This window comes from Denitrobaculum tricleocarpae (assembly GCF_007004665.1).
Taxonomy (GTDB): domain Bacteria; phylum Pseudomonadota; class Alphaproteobacteria; order Kiloniellales; family Kiloniellaceae; genus Denitrobaculum; species Denitrobaculum tricleocarpae.
The window spans coordinates 1-26947 of the sequence record NZ_ML660073.1 but is presented as its reverse complement, the minus strand read 5'-3'; the positions used below and the strand labels follow the sequence as shown (position 1 = coordinate 26947).

The 26947-nt window shown below is 60.0% G+C and carries 22 protein-coding genes and 1 pseudogene; 6 read left to right on the top strand and 17 right to left on the bottom strand.

The window, feature by feature from the left end:
* Nucleotides 1-343: 343 nt before the first annotated feature.
* From FKG95_RS28980 to FKG95_RS28970, 3 genes are all read left to right on the top strand, one after another.
* The gene (locus FKG95_RS28980) at nt 344-799 is read left to right on the top strand and encodes a hypothetical protein (RefSeq protein ID WP_142899961.1); all 456 of its coding nucleotides are present in this window, start codon (nt 344-346) and stop codon (nt 797-799) included.
* Between the two features lie 300 nt (nt 800-1099).
* Nucleotides 1100-1651 carry a hypothetical protein gene (locus FKG95_RS28975; protein ID WP_142899960.1) on the top strand — a complete coding sequence of 184 codons (552 nt, stop codon included), beginning with the start codon at nt 1100-1102 and terminating at the stop codon, nt 1649-1651.
* 195 nt (nt 1652-1846) lie between these two features.
* Nucleotides 1847-2791, top strand: coding sequence for a DUF4238 domain-containing protein (locus tag FKG95_RS28970; RefSeq protein WP_142899959.1), 945 nt, complete (start codon nt 1847-1849; stop codon nt 2789-2791).
* A gap of 106 nt (nt 2792-2897) precedes the next feature.
* On the opposite strand, the gene FKG95_RS28965 is transcribed toward FKG95_RS28970, so the two are convergent.
* The 5 genes from FKG95_RS28965 to FKG95_RS28945 all read right to left on the bottom strand — a co-directional run bounded on the left by FKG95_RS28965 (nt 2898) and on the right by FKG95_RS28945 (nt 10548).
* Nucleotides 2898-5348, bottom strand: coding sequence for a GcvT family protein (locus tag FKG95_RS28965; protein ID WP_142899958.1), 2451 nt, complete (start codon nt 5346-5348; stop codon nt 2898-2900).
* Between the two features lie 9 nt (nt 5349-5357).
* Nucleotides 5358-6251 carry a choline kinase family protein gene (locus FKG95_RS28960; protein WP_218940409.1) on the bottom strand — a complete coding sequence of 298 codons (894 nt, stop codon included), beginning with the start codon at nt 6249-6251 and terminating at the stop codon, nt 5358-5360.
* Nucleotides 6252-6278: 27 nt separating this feature from the next.
* Nucleotides 6279-8360, bottom strand: coding sequence for an ABC transporter permease (locus FKG95_RS28955; protein ID WP_218940408.1), 2082 nt, complete (start codon nt 8358-8360; stop codon nt 6279-6281).
* Complete coding sequence (locus FKG95_RS28950; RefSeq protein WP_142899957.1) at nt 8357-9493, bottom strand: quaternary amine ABC transporter ATP-binding protein; 1137 nt, start codon at nt 9491-9493, stop codon at nt 8357-8359. The genes FKG95_RS28955 and FKG95_RS28950 overlap by 4 nt, the downstream gene beginning before the upstream one ends.
* A gap of 101 nt (nt 9494-9594) precedes the next feature.
* Nucleotides 9595-10548: an ABC transporter substrate-binding protein gene (locus tag FKG95_RS28945; RefSeq protein WP_142899956.1), complete on the bottom strand. Its 954-nt coding sequence runs from the start codon at nt 10546-10548 to the stop codon at nt 9595-9597.
* A gap of 254 nt (nt 10549-10802) precedes the next feature.
* On the opposite strand from FKG95_RS28945, the gene FKG95_RS28940 reads away from it, so the two are divergent.
* Entirely contained in the window at nt 10803-11645 is an 843-nt protein-coding gene (locus tag FKG95_RS28940) for a DeoR/GlpR family DNA-binding transcription regulator (RefSeq protein WP_142899955.1), read from the top strand.
* Here the strand turns inward: FKG95_RS28940 and FKG95_RS28935 are convergent.
* From FKG95_RS28935 to FKG95_RS28900, 8 genes are all read right to left on the bottom strand, one after another.
* Complete coding sequence (locus tag FKG95_RS28935) at nt 11642-12460, bottom strand: SDR family NAD(P)-dependent oxidoreductase (protein ID WP_246116942.1); 819 nt, start codon at nt 12458-12460, stop codon at nt 11642-11644. The two genes, FKG95_RS28940 and FKG95_RS28935, sit on opposite strands and share 4 nt — an antisense overlap.
* 25 nt (nt 12461-12485) lie before the next feature.
* The gene (locus FKG95_RS28930; protein WP_142899954.1) at nt 12486-14132 is read right to left on the bottom strand and encodes a hydantoinase B/oxoprolinase family protein; all 1647 of its coding nucleotides are present in this window, start codon (nt 14130-14132) and stop codon (nt 12486-12488) included.
* Nucleotides 14129-16234 carry a hydantoinase/oxoprolinase family protein gene (locus tag FKG95_RS28925; protein WP_142899953.1) on the bottom strand — a complete coding sequence of 702 codons (2106 nt, stop codon included), beginning with the start codon at nt 16232-16234 and terminating at the stop codon, nt 14129-14131. The genes FKG95_RS28930 and FKG95_RS28925 overlap by 4 nt, the downstream gene beginning before the upstream one ends.
* Nucleotides 16235-16377: 143 nt before the next feature.
* Nucleotides 16378-17586 carry an ABC transporter substrate-binding protein gene (locus FKG95_RS28920; protein ID WP_218940407.1) on the bottom strand — a complete coding sequence of 403 codons (1209 nt, stop codon included), beginning with the start codon at nt 17584-17586 and terminating at the stop codon, nt 16378-16380.
* Nucleotides 17587-17725: 139 nt separating this feature from the next.
* Entirely contained in the window at nt 17726-18700 is a 975-nt protein-coding gene (locus FKG95_RS28915; protein WP_142899952.1) for a branched-chain amino acid ABC transporter permease, read from the bottom strand.
* A 1-nt stretch (nt 18701) separates the two neighbouring features.
* Nucleotides 18702-19592 carry a branched-chain amino acid ABC transporter permease gene (locus FKG95_RS28910; RefSeq protein WP_142899951.1) on the bottom strand — a complete coding sequence of 297 codons (891 nt, stop codon included), beginning with the start codon at nt 19590-19592 and terminating at the stop codon, nt 18702-18704.
* Nucleotides 19589-20305 carry an ABC transporter ATP-binding protein gene (locus FKG95_RS28905; protein ID WP_142899950.1) on the bottom strand — a complete coding sequence of 239 codons (717 nt, stop codon included), beginning with the start codon at nt 20303-20305 and terminating at the stop codon, nt 19589-19591. The genes FKG95_RS28910 and FKG95_RS28905 overlap by 4 nt, the downstream gene beginning before the upstream one ends.
* The gene (locus tag FKG95_RS28900; RefSeq protein WP_142899949.1) at nt 20305-21069 is read right to left on the bottom strand and encodes an ABC transporter ATP-binding protein; all 765 of its coding nucleotides are present in this window, start codon (nt 21067-21069) and stop codon (nt 20305-20307) included. The genes FKG95_RS28905 and FKG95_RS28900 overlap by 1 nt, the downstream gene beginning before the upstream one ends.
* A 344-nt stretch (nt 21070-21413) precedes the next feature.
* Between FKG95_RS28900 and FKG95_RS28895 the strand changes: the two genes are divergently transcribed.
* A complete protein-coding gene (locus FKG95_RS28895; RefSeq protein ID WP_142899948.1) occupies nt 21414-22226 on the top strand; it encodes an SDR family NAD(P)-dependent oxidoreductase in 813 nt (270 codons plus the stop codon).
* 189 nt (nt 22227-22415) lie between these two features.
* Here the strand turns inward: FKG95_RS28895 and FKG95_RS28890 are convergent, their stop codons facing one another.
* The 3 genes from FKG95_RS28890 to FKG95_RS28880 are packed head-to-tail and all read right to left on the bottom strand — an operon-like array spanning nt 22416 to nt 25609.
* Nucleotides 22416-23270, bottom strand: a complete 855-nt coding sequence (locus FKG95_RS28890) for an HTD2 family dehydratase (RefSeq protein WP_246116941.1) — start codon at nt 23268-23270, stop codon at nt 22416-22418.
* Nucleotides 23271-23274: 4 nt separating this feature from the next.
* Nucleotides 23275-24417: a CaiB/BaiF CoA transferase family protein gene (locus tag FKG95_RS28885; protein WP_142899946.1), complete on the bottom strand. Its 1143-nt coding sequence runs from the start codon at nt 24415-24417 to the stop codon at nt 23275-23277.
* Nucleotides 24418-24430: 13 nt separating this feature from the next.
* A complete protein-coding gene (locus FKG95_RS28880; protein ID WP_142899945.1) occupies nt 24431-25609 on the bottom strand; it encodes an acyl-CoA dehydrogenase family protein in 1179 nt (392 codons plus the stop codon).
* A gap of 100 nt (nt 25610-25709) precedes the next feature.
* Here FKG95_RS28880 and FKG95_RS28875 point away from each other — a divergent pair, with 100 nt between their 5' ends.
* Nucleotides 25710-26597 carry a LysR substrate-binding domain-containing protein gene (locus FKG95_RS28875; protein WP_142899944.1) on the top strand — a complete coding sequence of 296 codons (888 nt, stop codon included), beginning with the start codon at nt 25710-25712 and terminating at the stop codon, nt 26595-26597.
* Between the two features lie 239 nt (nt 26598-26836).
* On the opposite strand, the pseudogene FKG95_RS28870 reads toward FKG95_RS28875, so the two are convergent.
* Nucleotides 26837-26947: pseudogene (locus tag FKG95_RS28870) on the bottom strand (IS5/IS1182 family transposase); the annotation flags it as partial.

The window sequence follows — 26947 nt, the reverse complement described above, 5'->3', positions numbered from 1 at the left end:
GTCTTGCCGATATCGATGCCAAGGGTTTTGATATCCATGGGATGGTCCTTCCTTGCGTTGCTGATGTGGGCACATCAAGCATCGCACACCGAAAGCCCGGTGGGGCGGGCCATCCCATTAGACCTGATTCTGATTATTAGAGATTGTAATTTATATGATTTTATACGATAAAAAAGTGTAAATTATATTATTATAGTTGTTATAATACCCAAAAAATGAAAAAATGATGTATACGAGTGAGTATGGCTCGCTGGTCGTAACTACTCTGGTGTGTCTGTGTTTCGATGAGGCGGAGTAAAGTAATCATAAAATCAAAGTATGCTTGATAGGGGGAGATGTCATAATGGATCCCATAACTGCGATTGGATTGGTCGGGAGTATCGCTAGTGTCGTGTCTCTTCTTCGGAGTGAAGGGGAAACTCCGACACCCGAAACAGTGACAAACATCGTTATTCAAAATTCTGAAAAGGTAATAATTAGGGGCTCAACTCAATTAAAAACAAGCATACTAGATAAAGTTGACAGCGAAGATATTGAGGATATTTCTGTAGAGATCATTAATTTATTTAATTTTGATGCAAAATTAATGAATAGAATACATGAAAAGTGCCTACGAGAATTCGATGAAATTCTTGATAACCACGAAAGCAGTGATACTGATGCAGAGCTTGGTTACAAAAAGGCACAGTTTTGTGTTTGTAGGAACTTGAATTTAGTTCTGAGAAGCAATAACGGTGTTTTTCCAAACGACGATTTTAAAGTGTTGTTTGAACGATTCCAGTGCGGACTCATAAGCTAAAAAAGTTTGCCTGTCGATTTGAGGCAAGGTCTGAATTTGTAGGATCGAGATGTCGCGTGTGACCGAGCTTATGTATTGAAAGCTAGCGCGCAACTAAAATCCTAGTCGGGTAGTCGGGGTCAGACCTCGAATTGTGCAGCCCTTAATAGAGCTTAAGAAACCTTTGACGTCCCGACCTCGATGGCGAAGGCACAAAATCGGACTTGAGCTATCCCTGATAATTTTGACTCCGGCATAGTGAGCTGCGCAAAAGCGTAAAATGTCGCTCGATGACCTCAGCCAGATTAGAAGGAAAACATTGTGCAGTTCACACTGATTTACAGAGGAGACCTTCCACCAAAGGCAAGCGCGGACGATAAATGGCGAATCCGCCGCGAAATCGACCCGCAGTTGCGCAAATTGTGGAGTTTGGAACCTCTCAATGACATCGAAGATGTAACACGCCCCAATGATGCTCCAGCCTTAATCTATGTTGGAAAAACAGTTGGAGATATTGAGTACATTCCAATCGTATCAAAAGCACTCAAATTGCAAACCAAGCTGAGTATCCGCCTTCTATCCGCAACAAAGCCCGGTGGACTTGTTCAACATGGCGATATCGACAATCGACTAAAGACACTTCTCGATGCGCTTAGCATTCCCTCAAAACAGCAAATTCCCGACAATGCAGATTTAGATGCGGACGGTCGGATGTTTTGCCTGCTGGAGGATGACGATCTCGTGACAAGCATTGACGTATCTAACGATCGCCTACTGACCGAAGAGGATCACAGTAAACAGGCCATAGTGATCGTAGACGTTCAACCTGTGGCGCTTTCCGTAACCTTAAAGAACCTCGCCATTGCATTCTGATCTCAAACCGAACCGCTAATCAGAGCCAGGTTGTGTCACTTCTACCGAAATCATTTGGCGTAATCTTTCAATGAATGAAACAACCCCCTACTGCAACAATGTCCGTCAAAAACCGAACGTATGAAATAGTGTTGAGTTAACCCAATCACATTAGGCTCTAGCCCAACCACATCAAATCGTGTTGCAAACAAGTCAATGACCCGAACAAAAAAACAGCACTTCGTTCCACGCTTTTATTTGAGTAACTTCACGAACGATGAAGGAAAGTTATGGACACACGATTCTCTGAAAAACACGCTTCGCCAAACAACACCAGATAAAACCGCATACGAAAAAAATTTCTATTCTCCTGTAAACGAAGACGGAAGTCGAAGCGATTTCATTGAAGACAGTCTTTCAAAGATAGAAGGAGTCACGTCAAAAATAATTCCCGATTTGCTATCGCTCAAGGCTCTTGATCAGGAAACAAAGAGTGATTTCGCCATTTTTTTGGCAACCATGTTTAGCCGAAGCCCCGCACAACTGAGACAGATCGCAGCATTTTATGGAGAAGTCGCCGACTGGGTTGGAACGCAGTCCATAGAAACGGAAAACCGTCGAAAGGAAGAAGAAGGACAATTAACCGAGCAAGACATCAAGTTCCAAGAGTTCATACGAAACAAAGAGAATTACGAAATGAGTGTCGACCGTCGGGTTGGTCTTATGGCATTCAAACAGAGTGAAAATCTTGCCGCAATAATGGTTAAGATGAATTGGACGTTTGAAGTTAGTGATACTCAGGAACTGCTCACAAGTGACAACCCCGTGTTTTGGATAGATGCTGGGCCAGATCCTGTTTCGAATACCTATGGTTTTGGGTTGAAACACCCTCAAGCAGTTATCCCGTTTCCATTAAGCTCGAGCGTTATACTTCGTCTTGACTGGTTCGGCAGCGACGATTGGACAAAACATCGATTGTCTAAGCGAAAAGCAAAATTGGCCAATCAGTACCAAGCCAAACACAAGGATCGGCACTTGTACTTCAAGAATCGGTCCGAAGGTTTTCGTAAATTAGGAATGAAATATTCGGAGCCAATCCAGCAACTTCAGTCAGGTCGCAAATCTCCTAACATATCGGTTGTAAGAAAACTGACGAGCTGAGAGCGAATGAATTGCTACATCAAAGCTTGTGCATAGATGTCATGTTCTTTAGTGACAAAATCCACAACATTGATCAAACAGCTCAACGCCTTCGCCTCAGACCACACTACCCCTTAACCCGCACCATCCCCGGATCATACAGCGGCTTCATGCCCACCGCACACTTGACCCGCTCGGTCGCGACCTCCAGCTCGTAATCCCCCGACAGTACAAACTCCCGGTCCACCCCCTCCGGGTTCCGCACATAACCGTAGCCAATCGAAACCCCAAGCGTATGGCCGTAACCCGCTGAGGTCAGCCACCCAACCCGCTCGCCATTGCGGTAAATCGTCTCCCGCCCCAGCAGCACCACGTCTGGGTCCTCGACCGTAAAACACGCCAGCATCTTCTTCACCCCATCCCGCCGCTGGGCCTCGACCGCCGTCCGGCCTTTGAAGTCGATGTTCTTTTTCAGCTTCACCGCCCAGCCCAGGCCCGCCTCGTCGGGCGTGTGGTCCGGGCCGATGTCGGAGCCCCAGGCGCGGTAGCCTTTTTCCAGGCGCAGGCTTTCGATGGCGCGGTAGCCGGCGTCGCGCAGGCCGAGCTCCGCGCCCGCTGCCATCAGCGCGTAGTAGACGGCGGTGGCGTATTCCACGGGCAGGTGCAGTTCCCAGCCCAGCTCGCCCACGTAGGTCACGCGCAACGCGCGGACCGGGCAGCCGGCGATGCCCAGGGTCTGCATGCGGCTGAAGGGGAAGGACTCGTTGCTGAGGTCATGGCGGGTCACCCGGCTCAGGATCTCGCGCGCTTTTGGGCCCATCAAAGAAAGCACGGAATAGGACGAAGTCACGTCGACCAGCTGCGCGTTCATCCCCGCCGGAATGTTGCGGCTGATCCAGTCGAAGTCGTGGGTCGCGAAGCCGGTGCCGGTGACGATGTAGTATTCGTCTTCGGCGACTCGCGCGACGGTCAGATCGCACTCGATCCCACCCTTGTCGTTGAGCATCTGGGTATAGATCAGCGAACCTACCGGTTTGGCCACATCGTTGGCGGCGATCCAGCTCAGGGTGGCCTCGGCGTCCGGACCCTTGAGCACGAACTTGGCGAAGGAGGTCTGGTCGAAAATCACCGCCGCCTCGCGCGCCGCCCTGTGCTCGCGCGCCACCGCGCCAAACCAGTTCTGCCGCCCGAAACTATAGATATCTTTAGGTGCCTCCCCGGCACTCAGGTCCGCGAACCAGTTCGGGCGTTCCCAGCCCAGCTTCTCGCCGAAGCAGGCGCCTTTGGCGGCCAGGCGGTCGTAAAGCGGCGACTTGCGGCAGGGCCGTCCGCTGTCGTGTTCCTCGTGCGGCCAGGCCATGGTGTAGTGCTTGCCGTAGGCCTCCAGAGTACGCGAGCGGACCCAGTCCGTATCGAAGTGCGGCCGCCCGAAGCGGCGGATGTCGGCGGCCCAGAGGTCGAAGGGCGGCTCGCCCTTGTTGACCCACTCGGCCAGCGCCATGCCCGCGCCCCCGCCCGCCGCGATCCCGAAGGCATTAAAGCCCGCGCCCACATAAAAGTTCTTCAGCTCCGGCGCTTCGCCCAGAATGAAATTGCCGTCCGGGGTGAAGCTCTCCGGGCCGTTGACCAGCTCCTTGATCCCGGCGGATTCCAGCGCGGGCACGCGCCCCAGCGCCAGCTCCATCAGCTGTTCGAAGTGATCGTAGTCGGAGGTCAGCAGGGTATAGTGAAAGTCCTCGGGAATGCCGTCCAGAGCCCAGGGGATGCCGTTGGGCTCGTAGCCGCCCATGACCAGCCCGCCGACCTCCTCCTTGTAGTAGGTCAGGCGGTCCGGATCGCGCAGGGTCGGCAGGTCAGGCGCGACGCCTTCGATGGCCTCGGTGATCATGTACTGATGCTCGACCGAGACCAGCGGCACGTTGACCCCGACCGTGGCGGCAAAGTTGCGCGTCCACTGCCCGGCGCAGCAGATCACCACTTCGCAGTCGATGCGCCCCCGGTCGGTCTCGACGCCCTTGATTTTGCCCTTCTCCACATCGACCGAGATCACTTTGGTGTCTTCGAAAATCGAGGCCCCCGCCATGCGGGCGCCCTTTGCCAGGGCCTGGGTGATGTCGGAGGGATTGGCCTGCCCGTCGGTCGGCAGGAAGGCCGCGCCGACCAGGTCGTCGACGGTCATGAGCGGCCAAAGCTCCTGTGCCTCCTTGGGGGTCAGCAGCTGCATGTCGAGGCCAAAGGAACGCGCGGTCGTGGCCTGCCGCTTGACCTCGGTCCAGCGTTCTTCGTTGCAGGCCAGGCGCAGGCCGCCGTTCATCTTCCAGCCGGTCGCCTGTCCGGTCTCCGCCTCCAGGCGCTTATAGAGCGCGACGGACTCCCCCAGCAACTGGGTGATGTTGGCGGAGGAGCGCAACTGGCCGACCAGCCCGGCGGCGTGAAAGGTCGTGCCCGAGGTCAGCTTCTTGCGTTCCAGCAGCACCACCTCGCTCCAGCCCAGCCTGGCCAGATGATAGGCGGTCGAACAGCCGACGATGCCGCCGCCGATGATGACCGCCTTGGCGCTTGTCGGAAAAGAACTCATGTTACGGCCTCATATGTTTTTAAAGTCCCCGAACGCCGCCTCGTAGCGCGCCAGATTCTCGGCGCTGTAGGCGGCGTAGTCGAAGTCGAGTTCGGAATGAATTTCGGAGACCATGGACCACATGGCTTCCCGCAGCAGCGACGCGCACTTCATGGCCTGATAGCGGTGCCAGAGGCTATCATTCAGGGGCGTCTCGAAGTAGGTCTCCAGCAGCCAGCGCTCCTGCGCTTCCGCCAGGCCGTTGTTGGAAGCCAGCCCGCCCAGGTCGAAGAGCGGCGAGTTGAAGCCGCCGTAATCCCAGTCGATCAGCCAGAGGCGTTCCCCGTCATCCAGCAGGTTGGCGGGCAGCAGGTCGTTGTGCCCGAAGACGATCTCGACGGGCCCCACCGCCGCTTCCAGCCGGTCCGCCGCCGCCAGCAGCTCGGGCAGCTTCGCGGCGTAGGCCGATCTGCCTTCCCGCAGGGTGGCCGTGTAATCGCGGACCACATGAAAGACCCAGAACGTCAGGGCCGCGCCGCGCAGGTGTTGCGGGATCTCCCGGTGGCAGAGCCGCAGCAGGGGCACGATCCGCGCGAGTGTCTCCGGATCGCGCACGGCGGCCTCGTCCAGGGGCGTGGACTCGATGTAATCCAGCACCAGCACACCCGGTTCGTGGTGGACCACGGCGGGCGAGAGACCGGCGGCGTGCGCGGCGCGGCTGGCCGCCAGTTCGTTGAAGCGCATCACCTGATGCACCGGAATATCGTTGCCGATCCGCACCACGTAGCGCTTGCCCGCATCCTCGACCAGGAAGTTGATGTTGGTGATGCCGCCGGTCAGGGGCTCAGGCGTCACCGGGCCGCTCCAGATCGGCAGATCCCTGGCGCGTTCCAGGGCGGGGGTATCGTCATCCATGTAGGTCATGATCTCTCCTCTCCCTCCCTTCTTTCCCTATTCCGCGAGCCCCAGCCGCGCGCGGGCGTTGCGCGCGCTGGCGGCCAGAATGCGGTCGAGAATGATGGCGATGGCCGCGACCGACAGCCCGGCGATGATGCCCCGTCCGCTGTCCGCCTTGGTCAGGGCGATGTAAACCTCCTGCCCCAGGTCCCGGGTGCCCACCAGCGCGGTGATCACCAGCATGGAGAGCGCCAGCATGATGGTCTGGTTCAGGCCCAGCAGGATCTCGGGCAGGGCGAGCGGCAGCTTGATCTTGCGCAGCAACTGCCAGCGCGTGCAGCCCGAAACGATGCCCGCCTCGATCAGCTGCGGTTCGATGTTCCGGATGCCATGGGCGGCGTAGCGCACGGCGGGCGCCAGGGCATAGAGCACCACCGCGATCATGGCCGAGAAATCCCCGACCCGGAACAGCATCACCACCGGAATCAGATAGACGAAGCTCGGCAGGGTCTGAAGCGTATCGATCACCGCCGAGACGATGCGGTTGGCCCGCTCGTTCTCCGCCGCGAGCACGCCCAGGGGGATGCCGATCAGCGAGGCGATCAGCACCGACACCCCGCAGAGATAGAGCGTGATCATGGCCTTGTCCCAGAGGCCGTTGGCGGCGATGAAAAGCGCTAGCCCGCCCGCGAGAAGAGCCAGCCGCCAGCCGCCGAATTTCCAGCCCGCCAAAGTCACGATCGCGATGCCCCAGGGCCAGGGAATGCCGAGCAGGAAACGCTTCACCGGCAGCAACAGGTAGGTCAGCATAAAGGTCTTCGCGGCCTCGAACTGATCGAAGAAGTTCACGTTGATGAACTCCACCAGATCCGCCCAGAAAGGCCCGGTGGTGAGGGTCAGGCTTGCCGGATAGCTCTGGGCCGCGGGCAGCAGCAGGCCGACCAGGCCAGTGACCAGCGCGACCGCAACGACCGTCGTGCTCCAGGGATGACGCTTGATCAGGCCCGCCTTTTGAAGCAGGTCCGCCTCGTCGTGGGCCACCTGCTCTTCATGAGAGGGTGTGGGCCGCACCGCGAAGGCCTGGCTCAGGCGGTCCAGCGCGATGGCCATGACCACGATGGCGATGCCCGCCTCCAGCCCCGCGCCGATGTCCAGACGGCGCAGCGATGACAGGACCTCAAAGCCAAGACCGCCCGCGCCGATCATGGAGGCGATGATCACCATATTGAGGGACAGCATGATAACCTGGTTGACCCCGACCATCAGCCCGGGCGCGGCGGAGGGCACCAGGACCTTCCACATCATCTGCCACCGGGTGCAGCCCACCATGGCCCCGAACTCGCGGATCTCCGTCGGCACGCCGCGCAGCGCCAGGGTGGTCACCCGCACCATGGGTGGCATGGCGTAGATGATGGTCGCCACCAGCGCCGCCACCGGCCCGAAGCCGAAGAGGAAGAGGATCGGCACCAGATAGGCGAAGACCGGCACGGTCTGCATCAGATCCAGGATCGGCCGCAGGATCTTGTCGAACAAGGGCCAGCGGTAAGCACCGATGCCCAGCAGCAGGCCGCCCGCCACCCCGATGGGCACGGAGATCAGGACCGAGGCCAGGGTCACCATGGCGCTGTCCCATTGCCCGAAGACCGCCAGATAGAGGAAACAGCCGCCGACCAGGGCCGCGAGGCGCCAGTCCTTCGCCACCCGGCCGATGGCGACCACCACCGCGATGATGGCGATCCAGCTGAGCGCGGGCGCGATCTGCGCCGCGTCGCTGCCGACCCCGACCGTGAAACCGTCGATCACCGCCGAGCGCACAAAGTCGTAGGGCAGCTCGATCAGCCAGGCGATCCCGCGGGTGAATTCCTTGAAGGTGAAAAGCCCGAAGGTCGCATCCTCGACCAGCCACTTCATGGCGTCGCTGATATCCCGCTTGAGGGGCAGCCGCCAGCCGCTCGGGTACTTCATGAGCCAGCGCGCGTCGATGGCTCTGGAAAATTCCCGGCCATAGCTGGAAAAAATCCAGGTCACCACGAAGAGGCCCAGCCACAGAGGCGCACCCATGGGATTGAATCGGGTCAGATTGACCCGGGCCGGGTTCGGCCCTGCAGGACTGCTATCGGGGCTGGCCAGACTCATCCCGCCCCCTCGCGCCCAACTGGGTCACGCCTGACCGGGTCACGCCTGACCGGGTCACGCCCCACCAGAACATCGATCACCGCCTGCCGGTCGATGCTGCCGATTACCTCGCCCTCCTCCAGCACCCGGAAGGGCGAGTCAGCGGCCTCTATTCTCTCGGCGATGGCTTCGATCCGATCATCGGCCTGGACGTCACCGGCATGTATTTCAGGAGCCGGTCCACCGGCCATCATGCTGGGTGTCATCACACTGGGCGTCATCACGCTGCGCGCGGTCAGGATCTTGGCGCGCGGAATGTGCCGGGTGAACTCGGCCACGTAATCCGTTGCCGGATTCAGCACCAGCTCCTCCGGCGTGGCGGTCTGGATAATCTCGCCGTCCTGCATGATCGCGATCCTGTCCGCCAGCCGGATCGCCTCGTCGAAATCGTGGGTGATGAAGACAATGGTCTTGTGCAGCATCGACTGCAGTCTCAGGAACTCGTCCTGCATCTCCCGGCGGATCAGCGGGTCCAGTGCCGAGAAGGGCTCGTCCAGGAACCAGAGGTCCGGCTCCACCGCCAGGGAGCGGGCGATACCGACCCGCTGCTGCTGGCCGCCGGAAAGCTCGCGCGGGAAGTAACTCTCCCGCCCCTTCAGGCCGACCAGCTCGATCACCTCCCGCGCCCGCGCCTCCCGTTCGGCCTTGGCGGCGCCCTGGACCTCCAGCGGGAAGGCCACGTTCTGCAGGACCGTCAGATGGGGCAGCAGCGCGAACTGCTGGAACACCATGCCCATCTTGCGGCGGCGGACCTCGATCAGTTCCCGCTCGGGCATACTCAAGAGGTCGCGGCCCTCGAACAGGACCTCGCCGGCGGTCGGTTCGATCAGGCGCGAGAGGCAGCGGACCAGGGTCGATTTTCCCGATCCGGAGAGGCCCATGATGACGAAGATTTCGCCCTCGCGGATTTCCACATTCGCGGCCCGCACCGCGCCGATCAGACCGGCGGCGCGAATTTGCTCTCCCGTCAGCTCGAGATGTCGTTCGCTGTGACTTTTCTGTGTCATAACGTTTTTGACATCGGGGAAATCTGCGGCATTTGGGCCGTAGAGTTTCCAGACCGAACGACAGGCGAGCTTTACCGGCTTTTCCATAGAGACCTCGTGACCTGCCGCAGATCGCAGCGGCAAATCAGTTTATACCCCGAAACGGCAAGCGGACCGGGCCGCCTGCCGCCTCTTCGAACATCAGCTAACTATTTGGAAATCCAGCCATTCCAGCGGTCTTTATTGGCGTCCATCCATTCCTTGACCACGCCGTCCAGATCCTTGCCGTCCAGATCGACCTTGGTCACCATGGCGCCCATCTCGTCGTTCTCGACGTTGAAGGCCTTGATGGCTTTATGCGCGCCCGGCCACTTGTCCTTCACGCCGGACCAGGAAACCTTCCAGATCGGCCCGCGCGGCTTGCCGCAATCGTAGGCCAGGTCGGGATTTATCCCCGCGGATGGATCCTGGTAGCATTCCTTGGAATACTCAGGAAATTCAACCCACTCGCCGTCGAACTTAAAGGGCGCCCAGTGCGGTGCGTAGACCCAGAGCACGATCGGCGCCTTTCTCTGGTAGGCCGATTGCAGCTCCGCGAAGAGGGCCGCGTCGGTCCCGGCGTGGATCACCTCGAAGTCCATCTCCAGCGCCTCGACCCGCTCGTCGTCGAAGCCGCCCCAGGTCACCGGAGCCCCCAGATAGCGGCCCTTCGGCGCGGTTTCCGGCGTGGCGAACTCCTCGGCGCAGTCGTTCAGCGCCTTCCAGTCCGGCAGGCCCGGGCAGACCTCCTTCATGTAGGACGGGTACCACCACTCCTCGACCGCCAGCATGCCCGTCTCGCCGAGGTTCTCGACGGAGCCGGTCGCCACCGCTTCGTCCATGGCCTCGCGGCCGGTGGTTTCCCAGATCTCCATGGCGACATGCAGATCGCCGGTCTTCAGGCCCGCGAACTGCGCGATGTAGTCGGCCTGCACGTATTCGACGTTATAACCGCCCTCTTTCAGGACTTCGCCCATGATCTTGGTGGTCAGCAACTGACCGGTCCAGTCGTGCAGGGTCAGCTTGATCGGATCTTGATTTTCCGCGGCTTGGGCCAATGGCGCGAGCGGCCCCAGGTAAACGGCAGCCGAAAGGGCCGCAATCAGCGATAGGCTTTTTTTCATCTTTGGAACTCCCCGTTCTTTTTAACGCGTTTCGTGCTGCTTTTTTTGCAGCGCCCGTCCCTTTCATCGGCCTCATCACTTATCGACCTCAGTATTGGCGGTGCCAATCAGACGGAACCAACTTCGTTATCATCATCCATCATTTTCCGATAAAATCCACATATATCCGCAAATACTGTTGACTTTTGTGGGTTATCTGAGAGTTTTGCACAGTAAACAGTCATTTTATCACAGCCTTGAGTTCCGGAGGAGAGATGGGTCTCGCGCAAACCGAGACAGGTGCCAAACCCTCGAAAGATGCCCGTGCGGAGTCACGGCGCGCGACCCAACGCGAGAATGAGATTCTTCAGGAACTGCGGCGCTCGGGCGGTTCCAGCCGGATCCAGAACCTTGCCGACCGGCTGAAAGTTTCAGAAGAAACCATTCGCCGGAATCTGAAGTCGCTTGCAAGAGACGGTCTGGTGCGGCGGGTGCACGGCGGCGCGCACCTGCCCGATGCCCGCAGCGAAGCGAGCTTTCAGCAGCGGGTCGACGAGAACCCGGACGCCAAGCGCCGCATCGCCGAAAAGGTCGCGGAGATCATTGAGGACGGGGACTCCCTCTTTCTCGACATCGGCTCGACCACCTCCTACATCGCGCAAGCCCTGCAGCATCGCCGGGATCTCTTCGTGGTGACCAATTCCGTCTCGGTCGCTCACACCCTAGCGGCGCGTAACGGCAACCGGGTCTTCATGGCCGGCGGCGAACTGCGCGCCCATGACGGTGGGGCCTTTGGGGTGGAAGCCATTGAATTCGTGCGCCGTTTTCAAGTCGAGTACGCAGTGCTCTCGGCGGCGGCGATCAATGCCGCGAGCGGCTTCATGCTCTTCGATCTGCAGGAAGCCGAGTTTTCCCGCGAGATCATGCGCCGCGCCAAGACCAGCATCGTGGCGGCCGACAGCTCGAAATTCGACCACCGCGCGCCGATCTCCGTCGACGCGCCTTCTCTGGTCGATGTCCTGGTCACCGACAGCGCCCCACCCGCTGACCTGGGCGCAGCCTTATCGTCCTGGTCGGTGGATGTGGTGTTGGCCGACGAAGAGAGCGACGAGCGCTAGCCGGCGTTCTCTCGCACCGGCACCACGTAGTTCAGCCCCATCCGGCCGCCGTCCGGATAGACCGTCTGTCCGGTCATATAGCTGGAATAGTGCGACGCCAGGAAGACCGCGACCTTGGCGATCTCGTCAGGCTCGCCGGGCCGCTCCATCGGCGTACGCGACAGCACCGCATGCATCTTGGCCGGATCGTCGGCCACGGTCTGGAACATTTCGGTGTTGATCGAGCCCGGACCGATGGCGTTGACCCGCACGGCTTCCGGCGCCATGCGAATGCCCAGGCATTTGGTCCACTGATTGACCCCGCCCTTTGCGATCACGTAGGGCGTAATCGCCGGAATCGCAACCACGGCGTTGAGCGATGACATGTTGATGATCGTCCCCCGGCTGCCGTCGGCGTCCGGTGCCTGATCCCGCATCGCGCGCGCCGCGGCCTGTCCGGTCAGGAACACGCCTTTCAGGTTAACGGCAATAACCCGGTCGAAATCGGCTTCCTCCAACTCCAGGATATCCGAAGTGTGCACGATCCCGGCATTGGCGATGACGCAGTCCACCCGCCCATAGGTTTCCCGGGTAAAGGCGATCAGCGCCTCGACCTGTGATTTGTCCGTCACATCGCAGGCGCGGTAACAGACGTGGCCCCCGGACTCGCTCAGGCGCTTGGCCGCAGCTTCACCTTCATCGTCCATCACGTCGGCCAGCACCACCTTGGCGCCTTCCTTGACGAAACGTTCCGCACAGGCAAGACCAATGCCGCGGGCGGCACCTGTGATAATGGCGGTTTTTCCTTCGAGCATCATAGCTGGATTATCCTTCATTCCCGTCGCCTTGCCGAAGCAGGCGTTACTCCTCGGTTGTCGTCGCTGTTAGGTAACCGTTCTCGAGATCGCGCCGGACGGACTCCGCGTCACGTTCCGAAACGGGGCCATAACCGCCGCCGCCCGGAAGTTCCAGTACCAGCGTCCGTCCCGCGGGCACGAACTGCCGGCCTTTTGTCTTCAGGACGGTTCCATCGTCCAGTTTCACCGTCCCCGCCGCGCCGTTTTCTCCGCCCTTGCGTCCACGCGCCGGATTGGCGACCCGATCGAACATGGCGCTGAAATCGAATTCATGGCCTGGCGCCGCGCTGATCTCAATCACCTGCCCGAGACCACCGCGGTACTTGCCCGCGCCGCCGGATCCCGGCCGCAGCTCCTTGCGCCAGACCACGATCGGCCCGACATGCTCGGTCGCCTCGATCGGCATGGTATGCACGCCGCTGGGGAAAGCCGTGGCACTCAGACCGTCAAGGCCCGGCCGCGCACCGCCGCCGCCGCTGTTGAACATCAGGATCTCGGCCTTTTGATCCCCTCTGTAGCCGTCAAGATCGCTATTCGGACGCGCGCTGATGTGAATGTTCCAAAGCGCACTCGCCCCTTCCGCCGGCAGGCGGCCGGGCAGCAGCTTATGCAAGGCGCCCATAACGAGGTCCGGGATAAAATGCCCGGTGACGTGGCGGACCGAAACGGGCGCGGGGTGAACCGCATTCAGGATACAGCCAACCGGCGCCTTGACCGTGAAGGGCGCGAGCGAAGCCGCATTGTTGGGAATATCGGGCGCGATAGCGCACTTCAGGCCATAACCCGCATAGGCTTTGGTGTAGACCAGCGGCACGTTGATTCCACGCGCGATCGCGGGCGAGGTCCCATCGAAGTCCGCCTGAATTCCGTCTTCGCCGATGTTCAGCTTCACCTTCAATCTGATCGATTCGTCGTAGCCGTCGACCATCATCTCGTTCTCGCAAGAGCCCCTCGGCAAATCGGAAACCAGCGCCAGGGTCGCGCGGCGGCTGTGATCGAAAATGAAACGCGCGAGCGCCTCAAGGTCACTCAGTCCGAACTCGTCCATCATAGCGACCAGGCGTTTATGACCGGTTTCGTTGCAGGTCGCCAGGGAATAGAGGTCCCCGACGACCTGATCGGCTTCGCGGACATTGTTCCGAACGATCTTGATCAGATCGCGGTTGACCTCGCCGCGCAGCGCGAACTTCATGATCGGGATCAGCAGGCCTTCTTCATAGACTTCCCGGCCATCGGCCCCGAAGCCTCGTCCACCGACATCCACCACATGGGCCGTGCTGGCAAAATAGCCGACCAGCCTGCCCCGATAAAACGAGGGACTGACCATGGTGATGTCGTGCAGGTGGCCGGTGCCTTTCCAGGGGTCGTTGGTAATGTAGACATCGCCCTCGAAGATCTGATCTTCACCGATTTCACGGATGAAATGCCCCACGGCCTCCGCCATGGCATTCACGTGCCCGGGTGTTCCGGTCACCGCCTGCGCCATCATGGCACCCGTGACATCGAAGACCCCGGCGGAAAGATCGCCCGCTTCGCGCACGGAAGTGGAAAAGGCGGTCCGGATCAGGGCCTGCGCCTGCTCTTCCACCACGGAGATCAGGCGGTTCCACATGACCTGGTAGGAAACCGATTGCGCCCCTGAAGTCGTCATGTTGTCGCCTCCGATCCGGAGCCCGTCGCGTTGCGCCCCAGCATAACGCAGCCATCGGTCTGCATGACCGCTTGAAAGCCGGGTGGAACGATGATCGAGGTTTCGCTTTCGACGATAACCGCGGGGCCGGTCACCGCCACGCCGGGCTCCAAAGCACTCCGCTGGATGACCTGGGCTTCATCAAACCTTTGCCCGACCGGGTCGAACAGCGCTCTTTGCTGATCCGAGACCGCCTCACGTTGCGCCGGCACGGCTTCGACAGGCATCACGGGCGGTACGGGCGTGCTCACGCGCACCGACCAACTGGTGATCTCGACATCCAGGCCCTCGACCGTGCGCCCGAACAGGGCCCGGTAGGCACTTTCGAACCGCGCAGAAACCGCACTGCTATCTGCAGCCTGTGCATCCGCTTCCGAGAGAGACACAGGGATCTCCCAGCCCTGCCCGACGAAACGCATGTAGGCCTTGCGCTCGAGTGTCAGGGGCGAGTCTGTGTCGCAGGATCGGACGAAGGCTTCCGCTTCCTGCACCAGCTCATCGAGCAGGCGGCGCACCGCTTCAGGGTCGTAGGCCGAGAGGCGCATATAGCTGCTGCGGGTCGCCTCGAAACTGAAGGGGGCCCGCAGAAAACCGATCGCCGAGCCAACCCCGGCGCCGGGCGGTACCAGCAGCCGTTCTATGCCCAGCTTTTCGCAGAGCCGGCCGGCATGGAGCGGTGCTGCGCCGCCAAAGGCGATCATGCTGTAACCCGAGAGATCTTCGCCGTTTTCCACCGCGTGGACCCGCGCCGCATTGGCCATGTTTTCGTCCACCACTTCCGAGATGCCGAAGGCCGCCGTCGTTTCGTTTAACTCTAATGCCATCCCGACATGTTGTTTAACAGCGGCTGCGGAACACTCGCCTGAGAGGCGGATCGAACCACCGGCAAAATTCTCAGGATCAAGACGGCCGAGCAGAAGATCGGCATCCGTGACGGCGGGTCTTTCCCCGCCCTGCCGGTAGCAGGCCGGACCAGGCTCGGAACCCGCGCTCTCGGGGCCGACCCTGATCTGCTGCAGGCTGTCAACGTGGGCCAGGGAACCCCCACCGGCGCCGATCTCGACCATCTCGATCACCGGGATGGAAATCGGCATGCCGCTGCCCTTTTTGAAGCGGGTGGTTCGCGCGACTTCAAAGGTCGTCGAGGTTTTTGGCGTCTGGTCCTTGATCAGGCAGATCTTGGCGGTGGTGCCGCCCATATCGAAAGAGAGGGCTGAGTCTATTCCGTAGCGTGCCGCGATATCCGCGGCGAAGATCGCGCCACCGGCAGGCCCGGACTCCACCAGCCGGACCGGGAATTCCGATGCACTTTCGAGCGATATGATACCGCCGCCCGAATGCATCATGAAGACCGGACAGTCCGCGCCCATCTCGCCCAGGCGCGAGACCAGGCGGTCCAGGTAGGATTTCATCAGTGGTTTGACGTAAGCATTGGCGCAGACGGTGTTGAAACGCTCGAACTCGCGCATCTGCGGCGAAACCTCGGAGGAAACCGACACCGAGAGCGCGGGCAGCCGCGCGAGCAGGATCTCCCGAACCATTTCCTCGTGGGCCGGGTTCATGTAGGCGTGAATCAGGCCAATCGCGACGCTGTCATATCCACCGCGTTCGATCTCGTCTGTCAGGCGCTCGATGTCGCTGGGATCGAGCGGTTTCAGGACTTGTCCCTGCGCGCCGATCCGCTCCGGCAGGGTATAGCGGTGCGCCCGTGCGATCAGCGGTTCCGGCAGCACCAGATTCAAATCGTATTGCTCGAAGCGGCTCTCGCTCCGCATCTCGATAACGTCACGAAAACCCTGGGTCGTGATCAGCGCAGTCTTGGCACCCCGGCGCTCGATCAGGGCATTGGTGGCCAGGGTGGTGCCGTGAATGATGACGGAAATGTCGCCAGCGCTGAGCCCTGCCTTGGACAAAACCTCGCCAAGTCCCTCCAGGATCGCATTTTCCGGCGCTGACGGTGTCGTCAGCACCTTCGCGGAACAGACCTCACCCCCACGTTCAAGCACCACGTCGGTAAAAGTACCGCCGATATCGACGCCCAGTCTGGCTGTTGCTTCTTCCATCAATCCAACAAATTCACGCGAAGTCTCTCCCCGGAAAAGCCAACTGGCGGCTCTTCGGCGTCCGGCACCCTTTCCCGGAACGCAGCAAAGAACCGCCAGTAAACCTTACGATGCCCGGCGCAAGGACCAGGCAAATAAGCGCCTTACTTCAACAGCGAGATCGCCCATTTGTCGTCGTCACCAACGACATTGACACTGTAGATGCCGACGACATCACCGTTGGCATCGAAGTCGACCGGCCCCGACGCGCCCTCGTAGTTGATGTCTTTTCCGGCAGCAATCAGCGCTTTGGCCTTCTCCCACTCGCCGGGACGAATGACTTCCCCCGGTGCATTGGCAACTTCACGCAACGCCGCGGCGATCTTGCCACGATCTGCAGCACCCGCCTTTTCGATCGCAAGGGCGACCAGGAACGAAGCGTCATAGCCATGGGCGGCATACGGCGCTTTCGGGTCTTTGCCGGTCGCGCTGAAAGCCGTTTCAAACGCCTGATAGGAGGTATCCGCGTAATCCGATGCGGACTGCGTGATCGAGATCCGGTCCCGAAGGTTGTCGGCACCGATCTGCTCAATCACCGAGGTGTCGAACATACCGTCCGCGGCGAAGAACCTGTCGAACAGGCCGTTCTCGAGGCTGTTGCGGATAATGGCGATCCCACTACTGCCGTAGTAGGCAAAGATCGCAATGCCCTCCGCACCGCCGCTCGCAAGGGTGGAGAGCTCGGAACGATAGGAGGCCTTGTTCGGTTCGTGTGCCTGGTTGGCCGTGATGGTGCCGCCCATGGCCGCGAACTCTTTCTCGAACACCGTCGCGATACCGGCGTTGTAGTCATCGTTCGAGTAAGTCATGGCCAGTTTCCGGACACCGGCATCATAGGCCAGCTTGGCGAGCGCCGCGCCCTGATAGGCATCGGACGGCGCAACGCGGAACACCAGGTCATTGTCTTTGAGCTCGCTGATCGACGGGGCCGTGGCTGAGTCCGATACGGCAACAACACCAGCCGGGATCGTTACGGACTGGACCATGCCGTTTGTCGCACCAGAGCAGCTTGCGCCGATAACCGCAACAACCTGCTCCACATTGACGACCTTACCGCCGGCATCGACGCCAGCCTTCGGGTCGCATGCGGAATCGGACAGCACCAGCCTGAGTGTGTCGCCGCCAAGCAATCCACCCTGATCGTTGACGTGTTGCGCGGCTAGATTGCGCCCGGCAATGATCGGATCGACCAGTTCGGCAATCGGCCCGGTCACACCGGCAACAGACCCCACCTTGATCTCATCCGCACTGACGGCCGGCGCACTCATCGCCAGGGCCGAAGCAGCAAATAGAAATTTACCCATATATTTCATAATGACGTCACTCCTCTGCACTTATGGTTTTGTTATTGCAGTCTGGCTTCTCTTAAACCGCATGATGACCTGATCAAAATTTCTGTCAATATGCGCACCGGCAGCCGTTGCCCGCTCTATTTTACCTGATCCGCCAAAATTATCGACTCGCGGGAGTCTCAGCAGGGTTTACGCGCCGTTCCGGCTTCGGCCGCACCTCCGGGAAAATTCCTTTAGGATATCTCTGCAGGAATATCTGCAGGGCGAGACCGATCAGGAAAATCCGGATATAGGCCGTGCGAATCGCGAGTTCGTCCGGCAGACGGCTGGTCAGAATTTCCGAGGCCGACCAGATGGTCCACATCAGAAACGCGCCCAGAATGGCCCCTTTGTTATTCGCACTGCCCCCCACCACAAGCATCACCCAGACCAGAAAGGTCGAAGTCATGGGGTCCGTCGCATTGGGTCCGATAAACTTGAGGTAATGCGCGATGAAAGCCCCTGCCAGCGCCATCAGCATGCAGCCAACGACAAAGGCCTCCATGCGGAATTTCTCGATGTCTTTACCGGCGGCCATCGCGGATTTCTCATTCTCGCGGATCGCGGTCATCACCCGGCCCCAGGGCGAACGCCGCGCGGTTTCCAGCAGGAAATAGATCACCACCACCGTCGCGAGGATCAAACCCAGAAAGGCAAGTTGATTCCAGGGCTCCGGCAAGGATTCGAAGGGCTTTGGAATCATTGAGACGCCGCGTGGCCCGTTGGTCGCCCAGGTCTCGTTCTTCAGAATGAGACGGAAGATCTCGGCGATGCCGATGGTGGCAATGGCGAGATAATCAGCCCGCAGCTTCAAACAGACCTTGCCGACGCCCCAGGCGATGATCCCGCTGACGATCATGGCAACGAGGAAACTGACGACATAAGGCACCTCGAAACCGCCAAGATGCCGTGCGGAAGGCGCGGTGGTGAGAATAGCGCTGACATAGGCACCGATCGCGAAAAAACCTGCGATGCCGGCATTGAACAGGCCGGTAAAGCCCCATTGAATGTTCAGTCCCAGAGCCAGGATCGCATAGATACCGCCCATGGTCAGAAGGGAAATGACGTAGAGGAAGATCCCGTAGAATTGATCCATCTCAGAAAACCTTCCCTTTGAACAGGCCGCTTGGGCGCCAGAGCAGCATAGCGATCATGATGGCGAAGGCGACGCCGGCCTTGTAACCGGGGTTCAGAAGCGGTTCCGTGCCGATCCAGGGATAAGAGGAAATTTCCTCAACGACACCGATGATCAGCCCACCGGCAACAGCACCGAAGGGGCGCCCGATCCCGCCGAGAATAGCCGCGGCAAACATGGGCAACAGCATCTTGAAGCCCATGTTGGTATCGATGTGCGTATCGATCGCGAGGAACACGCCGGCCGCCGTCGCCAGGGTACCCCCGACGATCCAGGTCATACGGACGACCTTTTCCGTGTCGATACCGGTCAACTTGGCGAGTTCGGGAGAGTCCGACATCGCACGCATGGCCTTGCCGATTTTCGTCCGGCTGAGCAGATAGTGTACCGCCAGCATCAGTACGATCGTGGCACTGATGATCATCACGTGCTTGGGCGAAATCCGAAGGCTGTCGAAAAAGACCATTGGCCGCTGGATGCCCTGGGTCATGCCTTTCAATTGAACGCCCCAGATAAACTGCACGACGGAACGGATCATCAGCATCATGCCGAAAGACGCGATGACCACCATGATGGTCGGGCTGGTCCTGAAGGGTTTGTAGAACGCGCGATCGATGAAGAGCACAGCCAGCACGGTCAACATGGCGGCAACCGGAAGGACAATAAGCGGATGCAGGCCGGAAAACTGAACCAGGCTCCAGGTGATGTAGACCCCCAGCAGCATGGTCTCGCCATGGGCGAAGTTGGCGAACCGCAGGATGCTGAAGGTGAGCGTGATCCCGATGGCGCCCAGCGCATAGATGCTGCCCAGAACCAGACCGGGGATCAGATAAAAATTCAAAAATTCGATCATGCCGCTGCGCCGCCCCCGAGAAACATCTCCGCCACCTCCGGATCGTCCAGCAGGCTCTGGCCGCTGCCCTCGAACTTGTTCTTGCCATCGACCAGAACGTATCCGCGGTTCGCGATCTTCAGCGCCTGCTTGGCGTTTTGCTCGACCATCAGAATCGGCGTCCCGGTGGCGTTGACGGTCTTAACGATCGAGAAGATCTCGCCACGATACTTGGGCGACAGGCCGGCAGTAGGTTCGTCCAACAGAAGGATTTTCGGCTCCAGCATCATGGCCTTGGCCATGGCCACCATCTGGCGTTGACCGCCGGAGAGCGTACCTGCGGTCTGCCTGCGCTTTTCCGCGAGCGGCGGGAAGACTTCGTAGAGCTCCCGCAGGCGGGGCTGGAAGTCGTCCTCCCTGACGAAGGCTCCCATTTCCAGATTTTCTTCGACCGTCAGGCTCGGAAAGATGTTGGAGGTTTGCGGTACGTAGCAGACGCCGTGGCGCACGACCTGTTCGGGCGGCATGTTGGTAATGTCCTCGCCGTCCAGGCTGACCTTCCCGCTGCTCAGGTTCAAAAGACCGAAAACCGCTTTCATCGCGGTAGATTTCCCGGCGCCGTTCGGGCCGATGATCACCACAATCTCCCCGGGATCGACCTTCATCGACACCCCATGGAGAATCTGAGTATCGCCATATCCCCCGACAACCGCATCAAGTTCCAGAACCGACATCAGTTTTCCTCTCCGCCGCCAAGGTAGGCGTCCAGAACATCGGGGTTGCTGCGCACTTCGGTCATGTGACCCTGCATCAGGACCGTACCCTCCGCCAGCACGATCACCGGATCGCAAAGGCTCGCAATAAGATCCATGTCGTGCTCGATGACACAAAAAGTGTAGTCGCGTTCTTCGCGCAAACGGCTGATCATCTCGCGGATCTTCAGCAACAGGGTCGGATTCACGCCCGCGCCCGGCTCATCCAGCAGAACCAGCTTGGCATCGGTCATCATGGTCCGGCCGAGCTCCAGCAGTTTCTTCTGGCCGCCGGAGAGGTTGCCTGCCTGCTCGTCGCCGAGATGAGAGATGGAGAGAAATTCCAGTGCATCTTCCGCCCGGTCGCGGACCTCGCGCTCGCGCCGTTTGACCTGGCCCCGGGAAATCCAGTTTGCGAAGAGCCGCTCGCCCGGCTGTTCCGGCGGAACCACCATAAGATTCTCCAGAACCGTCATCTTGGCGAATTCGTGAGGAATCTGAAAAGTGCGCACGATGCCGCGATGGAACATCTCATGAGTCGGCAAACCGGCGATGTCCTTGCCCTCGAAAACAATCCGTCCCGAAGTCGGCGCCAGTTCCCCTGCGATCATGGAAAAGGTTGTTGTTTTCCCTGCTCCATTTGGTCCGATCAGCCCCGTGATCGTCCCCTCTTTGATCTCAAAACTGCAGTTTCTGACCGCCTGCAGCCCCCCGAAATTCTTATTGAGATTCTCGATTGTGAGCACCTGGCTCAATCCCTCCCCTGACTACCCAAGCGGTGCTACCATCCCGAAAAATACGCGCAGGCGCAATAGCGCACTGGCCGGTTTGAGGAATCTCCGCTCCCAACCAGCCGATCGTGCAGTTGACCTGCGTAGCCGCGAAATCCCGTTGTTCGAAGAGCGCCCAGCCACCTTTTCCTTTTGGGGCAGATTAACTGCAAACTCCGTCCCTGCCCAGCCGGACGAACAGCACTGGTCGAACAACACCAATCGACCAAAAGCCATGCAAGTGCTTATATCCTGCGGGTCCAACCACGATCTCTGGCGGGAACCGGACCCAAAGACAAAGCATGAAATGAGATAGCGCTATGACGGACAGGGATCGCCCCAAACACTCCGGCCCCGAACACCCCAGCGAAGGCACATCCGGTTTCACGGCACTGGTCACGGGCTCCTCGAGCGGTATCGGCGCGGCGGTCTGCCGAAGGCTCGCAACTTCACGCGGCCGCGACATTGGCATTGCTGTCCATGCCCGTCATAACCGTGCCGGCGCGGAGCAGGTGGCTGAAGAGATCCGCGGGTCCGGCAGCCGGGCAGAGGTCCTGCAGGGCGATATTGCAGAAGCGGGTGTCGCCGAGCGTCTGATCGATGAAACGGTCCAAAAGTTCGGCCGCCTCGATGCGCTGGTCGCCAATGCGGGCTTCCCGATCCTGAAATCACTCAATGAAGGCACTCGCAAGGATCTGGATTATGCCTTTCGCGGCAATCTCTTCAGCTTCTACGAGTTGCTGCGTGCTGTGCAGCCCCACCTGACCAAAGCGCGAGAGCCGCGCGTGGTCGCGGTCGGCAGTTTCACTGCACATGTCTTTCGGACCGATATGCGCAGCTTCCCCATGTCGGCGACCGCGAAAGGCGGCCTGGAGACCATGGTGCGCAGCCTCGCCGCCGAACTGGCACCGTCAGGAATCACGGTCAATTGCGTGGTTCCCGGTTTTATCGAGAAAGACCCCGGCACGGGAGACGGCCTGTCGCAGCAGGAACTCTCAGCCATGGCCGAGCGCATTCCCTTGGGGCGCATCGGCCGCAGCACAGAGGTCGCCGCCGCCATTGAATTTCTTCTGTCCCCCGGCGCAGGTTACATCACCGGTCAGGCACTACACGTGAACGGCGGATTGATATAGATCAAAGACAAGCCTTTTCTCCCCGGCCAGCCTGCCGAAAACAACCTATTGGGGAGAAGAGAATGACCGATGGAGAAGTCGCGTACCTGGCACTGGTTATCGGTGGAATGGTGGCCTTCGTCCTTGGGCTTGGTTTTGTGACCTGGGAAGAGAAACGGAGCCGATCGAAGCGCTAAACGGCCGCCCGCGTCACAGCATTTCCGCCTGCGCGGTCATGGCCAGACGGCCTGCCGGGTTGACGGCCCAGAGTTCAATGCCGGAATCCGCCCGCTTACCCATCAGGGTGAAGGCCGCGGTATCGAAAAGCGGACTCACCGCCCGGAACTGGTAGGAGGAAACCCAGCAGCCGGGGTTTTGTTCCAGCAAAAGATCGAACAACAGGGTCGCGGTCAGCGGGCCGTGAAAAACCAGCCCGGGATAGCCTTCGATCTCCATTGCGTATTGCCGGTCGTAGTGGATCCGGTGCCCGTTGAAGGTCAGCGCAGAGTAACGGAACAGTAGGATCGGGCTGGGCTCAACCCGCCGCTGCCAATCGGACTCCCGGGGCGCATCCGGCGGAACCGCAGCCACTGACCCCGGCTTCGGGTCCTCCCGGTAAACAATGTCGTGCTCTTCCCAGAAACAGAAACTTCCTCCGGCGAAGATCTCGTGCCGCACCGTGACGAAACACAGCGGTCCGCTGCGGCCTTCCTTGAGTCGCACTGATTTGATCTCCGAGATTCGCTGCGCGGACTCGCCGAGACGCAAAGCACGCTCGAACCCGAACCGACCGCCCGCCCACATGCGGCGCGGAAGGTCGACCGGTGGCAGAAAACCGCCCAACTTGGGGTGACCGTCGCGGCCGAGGTCCTTCTGCGCAACGACCGTCGGAAAGTAGAGCCAGTGCCAGAGCGGCGGCAGAGCATCGCCCGGTTCAAGGCTCGGTGTCCGGTCCAGCGTGGCCTGCATCAGGCGGGCCGTGCGCGGATCGATCAGGTCTGTTGCTTCCTCCCGCCTGCCGATCCAGCTTTCCAGAACGGACTGATCGAGGGTGCGTCCCGTCACAGCGTTACCCCTCCTGCCTGGCCGGCGAAAACTCCGCCCGCAGCGCGTTGGTGTGCGCACCGATCCGCGGTGTTCCTGCTGCATCTTCGACCGAATCCTCAACCCACTGAACAGGGGGTGCGGGCAAATCAATACGCGTCCCTTCACAGGTCGCGACAGACCGGCGTCTGAGCGCCCGGTGTGCGGAAAGCTGCTCCACGGAGTTCACGCCGGCGAAGGCGATGCCGGCCTCCAGAAGACGGGACCGAAACTCATCCGCCGTCAGCTTGCCAACCACCGCCAGGATGTCCGCATCCATAGCGTTCCGGTTGGTCACGCGCAGGCTGTTGTTTTCATAGCGCGGGTCCGTCGCCATCTCCGGGCACAAAAAGACCTGGGCGCAAAGCCGATGCCACTCCCGTTCATTCTGAATGGAGATCAGCGTGTCGATGCCGTCTTTGGTCCTGTAGGCGCCGTAGGGTGCAATCGAGGGATGGCGTAGTCCCTGGCGGGTCGGCGCGCCGGCCCCGAAGTCGGAATGGATCAAAGGCACCGTCATCCATTCCGCCGCCATATCGAAGAGCGAGAGCTTCAGGGCGGCGCCCTCCCCGGTCCTGGCTTTGCGGTAAAGCGCTTCCAGGATCGCCGCATGGGCGGTCATGCCCGTGCCGACATCGCAGACCGAAACCCCGATCCGTCCCACCTCGCCAGGGCCGCCCGAGATTCCCACCAGGCCACTCTCCGCCTGAACCAGCAGATCGTAGCCCTTCATGCCCTCCATGGCCTCGCTCTCACCGTAGCCCGAAATGTCGCAGGTGATCAGGCCGGGATAGTCCTTGCGTAAGCGCTCGCTGCCGAACCCGGCACGCGTGAGCGCTCCGGGCGCGAGGTTCTGTATGACGACATCCGCCTGCGCGATCATAGCCTCAAGCAGTGCGGCATCCCCGGGCTCCTTGAAGTTGAGGACCGCCGATTCCTTGCCCTGATTGATCCAGATGAAGTAGGAGCTCTCGCCATTGGCGGCCGTATCGTAACCGCGCGCGAAGTCCCCCTCGGGACGTTCGATCTTAATGACGCGGGCTCCGGCTTCGGCGAGACGCGCAGTGCAGAGCGGCGCGGCCACGGCCTGTTCGATCGCAATAACCAGGCACCCTTCCAAAGGCTTCATAACGACGGACTCTCTAAAAGCTGCGCGGCAGGCCGAGCACATGCTCGGCAAGATAACTGAGGATCAGATTGGTCGAGATCGGGGCGATCTGATAGAGCCGCGTCTCGCGGAACTTGCGCTCGATATTGTATTCGCGGCTGAAGGCAAATCCGCCGTGAGTCTGCATCGCCGTATCCCCCATTTTCCAGGAAGCCTCCGCCGCCAGCATCTTGGCCATATTGGCTTCCGCGCCGCAGGGCTGCTTTTCATCGAAGAGCAAAGCCGCGCGCTCGACCATCAGGGACGCCGCTTCCATCTCGGCATAGCACCTGGCCAGGGGAAACTGCACGCCCTGGTTCGCGCCGATGGGCCGCCCAAAGACTTCCCGCTCGCGGGCATAGTCCGTTGCCTTATCCAGGAAGTAGCGGGCGTCGCCGATACACTCCGAGGCGATCAGAATCCGCTCCGCGTTCATGCCATCCAGGATCACCCGGAAACCCTTGCCTTCCTCGCCCAGCAGGTTCGCAGCGGGCACCTCCAGATCCTCGAAGAAGAGCTCGCAGGCATGATGATTGATCATGGCGTCGATGGGTTGAACGCTCAGGCCTTTGCCGATTGCGTCGCGCAGATCGACGATAAAGGCCGAAAGGCCCTCGGTCTTTTTCGCGCAGTCTTCGCGGGGCGTCGTGCGCGCCAGCAGCACCATCAAATCGGAATGCTCGACCCGGCTGATCCAGACCTTCTGGCCGTTGATCCGGTAGACCTCACCGTCCCGTCTCGCCGTGGTCTTCAGGCTGGTGGTGTCCGTTCCCGTCGTGGGCTCGGTCACACCGAAGCTCTGCAGCCGAAGTTCGCCGCTGGCGATCCTGGGCAGGTAAGTCTGCTTCTGGTCTTCGGAGCCATGGCGCAGCACGCAACCCATGACGTACATCTGGGCATGACAGGCCCCGGCATGGGCGCCCCGGCGGCTGATTTCCTCCAGGATCGCGCAGGCTTCCAGCAGCCCGAGGCCTGAGCCGCCGTAGCTTTCGGGAATCAATGCGGTCAGGAACCCGGCTTCGGTCATTTCCGTGACGAAGGCGGTCGGATAGCCCTTTTCACCATCCAGACGACGCCAGTAGTCCTCGTCATAACTGGTGCAGAGCGCTGCCACCGCGCTGCGGATCTCCGTGATCGCCGCACGCCGTTCCTCTAGCGTTCCTAACGTCTCCATGGTCAAAGTCTCTTCCTCGTCAAGGTCCCGACAAGCTACAGAAAATCATCACATGAAAAAATTGATTTATTTTCAGATTTTTGATTAGTATTTTCGAACAATGAGAAACCTGCCGCCCTTTAAAGCCCTCAACGCCTTCGAGGCCACGGCACGGCTGGGCGGGGTACGGGCGGCAGCGGCGGAACTCGCCGTCACGCAATCGGCGGTCAGCCATCAACTGGCCAATCTGGAGAATCACCTCCGCGCAGCCCTGTTCCACCGGCAGGGTAAGCGGCTGATCCTGACCGATACCGGCCGCGACTACCTCAACCGGATCGGCCCGGTTCTGGATCATCTGGAAGAAGCGACCTTCGAGGCCGCCAATCACTCCCAGGTCGAAACCCTGACTGTGTCGGCACCGCCGAGTTTTCTGGCCATGTGGCTCCTGCCGCGCATCGCGAACTTCACAGCCGGACACGAAGACCTCGATCTGCGCCTGCTCGAACGCCTGACCCTAGCGCCGGAGGAAGAAACCATCGACTGCGCCATCGAGTACCGTCTGGCACCGGACAGCGCCTCGAACGCCACCCAGATTCTGTCCGATCAGGTCGTGCCCCTGGCATCGCCCGATTTGATCGCCCGTCACAGCATTCGCAGCCTGGACGATCTTTCAGAGGTCACCCTGATCGAAACCGAGCGCCGTCTGATTTCCTGGCAGGCAATATTGCGGGAGTCTCCGAAGCTGGAGTCCCAGCGCTTTTTGTCGGTCAGCTATTCCCTGCACGCCTTCGAAGCCGCCCGGCTTGGCCTGGGCGTCGCCCTCGGCAATCGCTATAACGCGCAGCGCTTCATCGACGAAGGCTCCCTCGCCGTGCCCTTCGAGATCCCGGAAGTATTGAAACCCAGGACACCAAAATACTTCCTGACCCTCCCTGAGAAGAAGTCGGCTCTAAAAAAAGTCGTGGGTTTCAGTGAATGGCTCCAAGCCGAAATCACGGCAATATCCTGACTCACCAAAGGCCTTAGTATCCCGAATCTAGTGTGATTCAGTCTCTAAAATTCGCCGCAGATTATGCGGCAAACTTCAGAAACATCACACTAGAGCGCGTCATGTTTTAACGGAAACACTCTGTGTTTTCGCTAAAACATGTGAATCCGCTCTACATCATATAGCTACAGCAGATTCACCGGTACGACGGATCGCCGAAGGCGATTCCATCTAAACCGGATCTGCTCTAGGGTCGGGACTCAATTGATCCACCAAGTGATGGAAGCGGCGAGGCATATGGCCGCGAGGAAGGTGTCGGCACGCTTGTCGTAGCGGGTCGCTATCCTCCTGAAATCCTTGAGCCTGCAGAA

Excerpts from the sequence above, each read along its gene's own strand:
- FKG95_RS28960 (WP_218940409.1), bottom strand. The coding sequence starts at position 6,251 with ATGACCTACATGGATGACGATACCCCCGCCCTGGAACGCGCCAGGGAT.
- FKG95_RS28915 (WP_142899952.1), bottom strand. The coding sequence starts at position 18,700 with ATGGATCAATTCTACGGGATCTTCCTCTACGTCATTTCCCTTCTGACC.
- FKG95_RS28950 (WP_142899957.1), bottom strand. The coding sequence starts at position 9,493 with ATGGAAAAGCCGGTAAAGCTCGCCTGTCGTTCGGTCTGGAAACTCTAC.
- FKG95_RS28910 (WP_142899951.1), bottom strand. The coding sequence starts at position 19,592 with ATGATCGAATTTTTGAATTTTTATCTGATCCCCGGTCTGGTTCTGGGC.
- FKG95_RS28905 (WP_142899950.1), bottom strand. The coding sequence starts at position 20,305 with ATGTCGGTTCTGGAACTTGATGCGGTTGTCGGGGGATATGGCGATACT.
- FKG95_RS28935 (WP_246116942.1), bottom strand. The coding sequence starts at position 12,460 with ATGAAGGATAATCCAGCTATGATGCTCGAAGGAAAAACCGCCATTATC.
- FKG95_RS28920 (WP_218940407.1), bottom strand. The coding sequence starts at position 17,586 with ATGAAATATATGGGTAAATTTCTATTTGCTGCTTCGGCCCTGGCGATG.
- FKG95_RS28895 (WP_142899948.1), top strand. The coding sequence starts at position 21,414 with ATGACGGACAGGGATCGCCCCAAACACTCCGGCCCCGAACACCCCAGC.
- FKG95_RS28940 (WP_142899955.1), top strand. The coding sequence starts at position 10,803 with ATGGGTCTCGCGCAAACCGAGACAGGTGCCAAACCCTCGAAAGATGCC.
- FKG95_RS28945 (WP_142899956.1), bottom strand. The coding sequence starts at position 10,548 with ATGAAAAAAAGCCTATCGCTGATTGCGGCCCTTTCGGCTGCCGTTTAC.
- FKG95_RS28955 (WP_218940408.1), bottom strand. The coding sequence starts at position 8,360 with ATGAGTCTGGCCAGCCCCGATAGCAGTCCTGCAGGGCCGAACCCGGCC.
- FKG95_RS28925 (WP_142899953.1), bottom strand. The coding sequence starts at position 16,234 with ATGGAAGAAGCAACAGCCAGACTGGGCGTCGATATCGGCGGTACTTTT.
- FKG95_RS28980 (WP_142899961.1), top strand. The coding sequence starts at position 344 with ATGGATCCCATAACTGCGATTGGATTGGTCGGGAGTATCGCTAGTGTC.
- FKG95_RS28875 (WP_142899944.1), top strand. The coding sequence starts at position 25,710 with ATGAGAAACCTGCCGCCCTTTAAAGCCCTCAACGCCTTCGAGGCCACG.
- FKG95_RS28930 (WP_142899954.1), bottom strand. The coding sequence starts at position 14,132 with ATGACGACTTCAGGGGCGCAATCGGTTTCCTACCAGGTCATGTGGAAC.
- FKG95_RS28965 (WP_142899958.1), bottom strand. The coding sequence starts at position 5,348 with ATGAGTTCTTTTCCGACAAGCGCCAAGGCGGTCATCATCGGCGGCGGC.
- FKG95_RS28970 (WP_142899959.1), top strand. The coding sequence starts at position 1,847 with ATGACCCGAACAAAAAAACAGCACTTCGTTCCACGCTTTTATTTGAGT.
- FKG95_RS28880 (WP_142899945.1), bottom strand. The coding sequence starts at position 25,609 with ATGGAGACGTTAGGAACGCTAGAGGAACGGCGTGCGGCGATCACGGAG.
- FKG95_RS28885 (WP_142899946.1), bottom strand. The coding sequence starts at position 24,417 with ATGAAGCCTTTGGAAGGGTGCCTGGTTATTGCGATCGAACAGGCCGTG.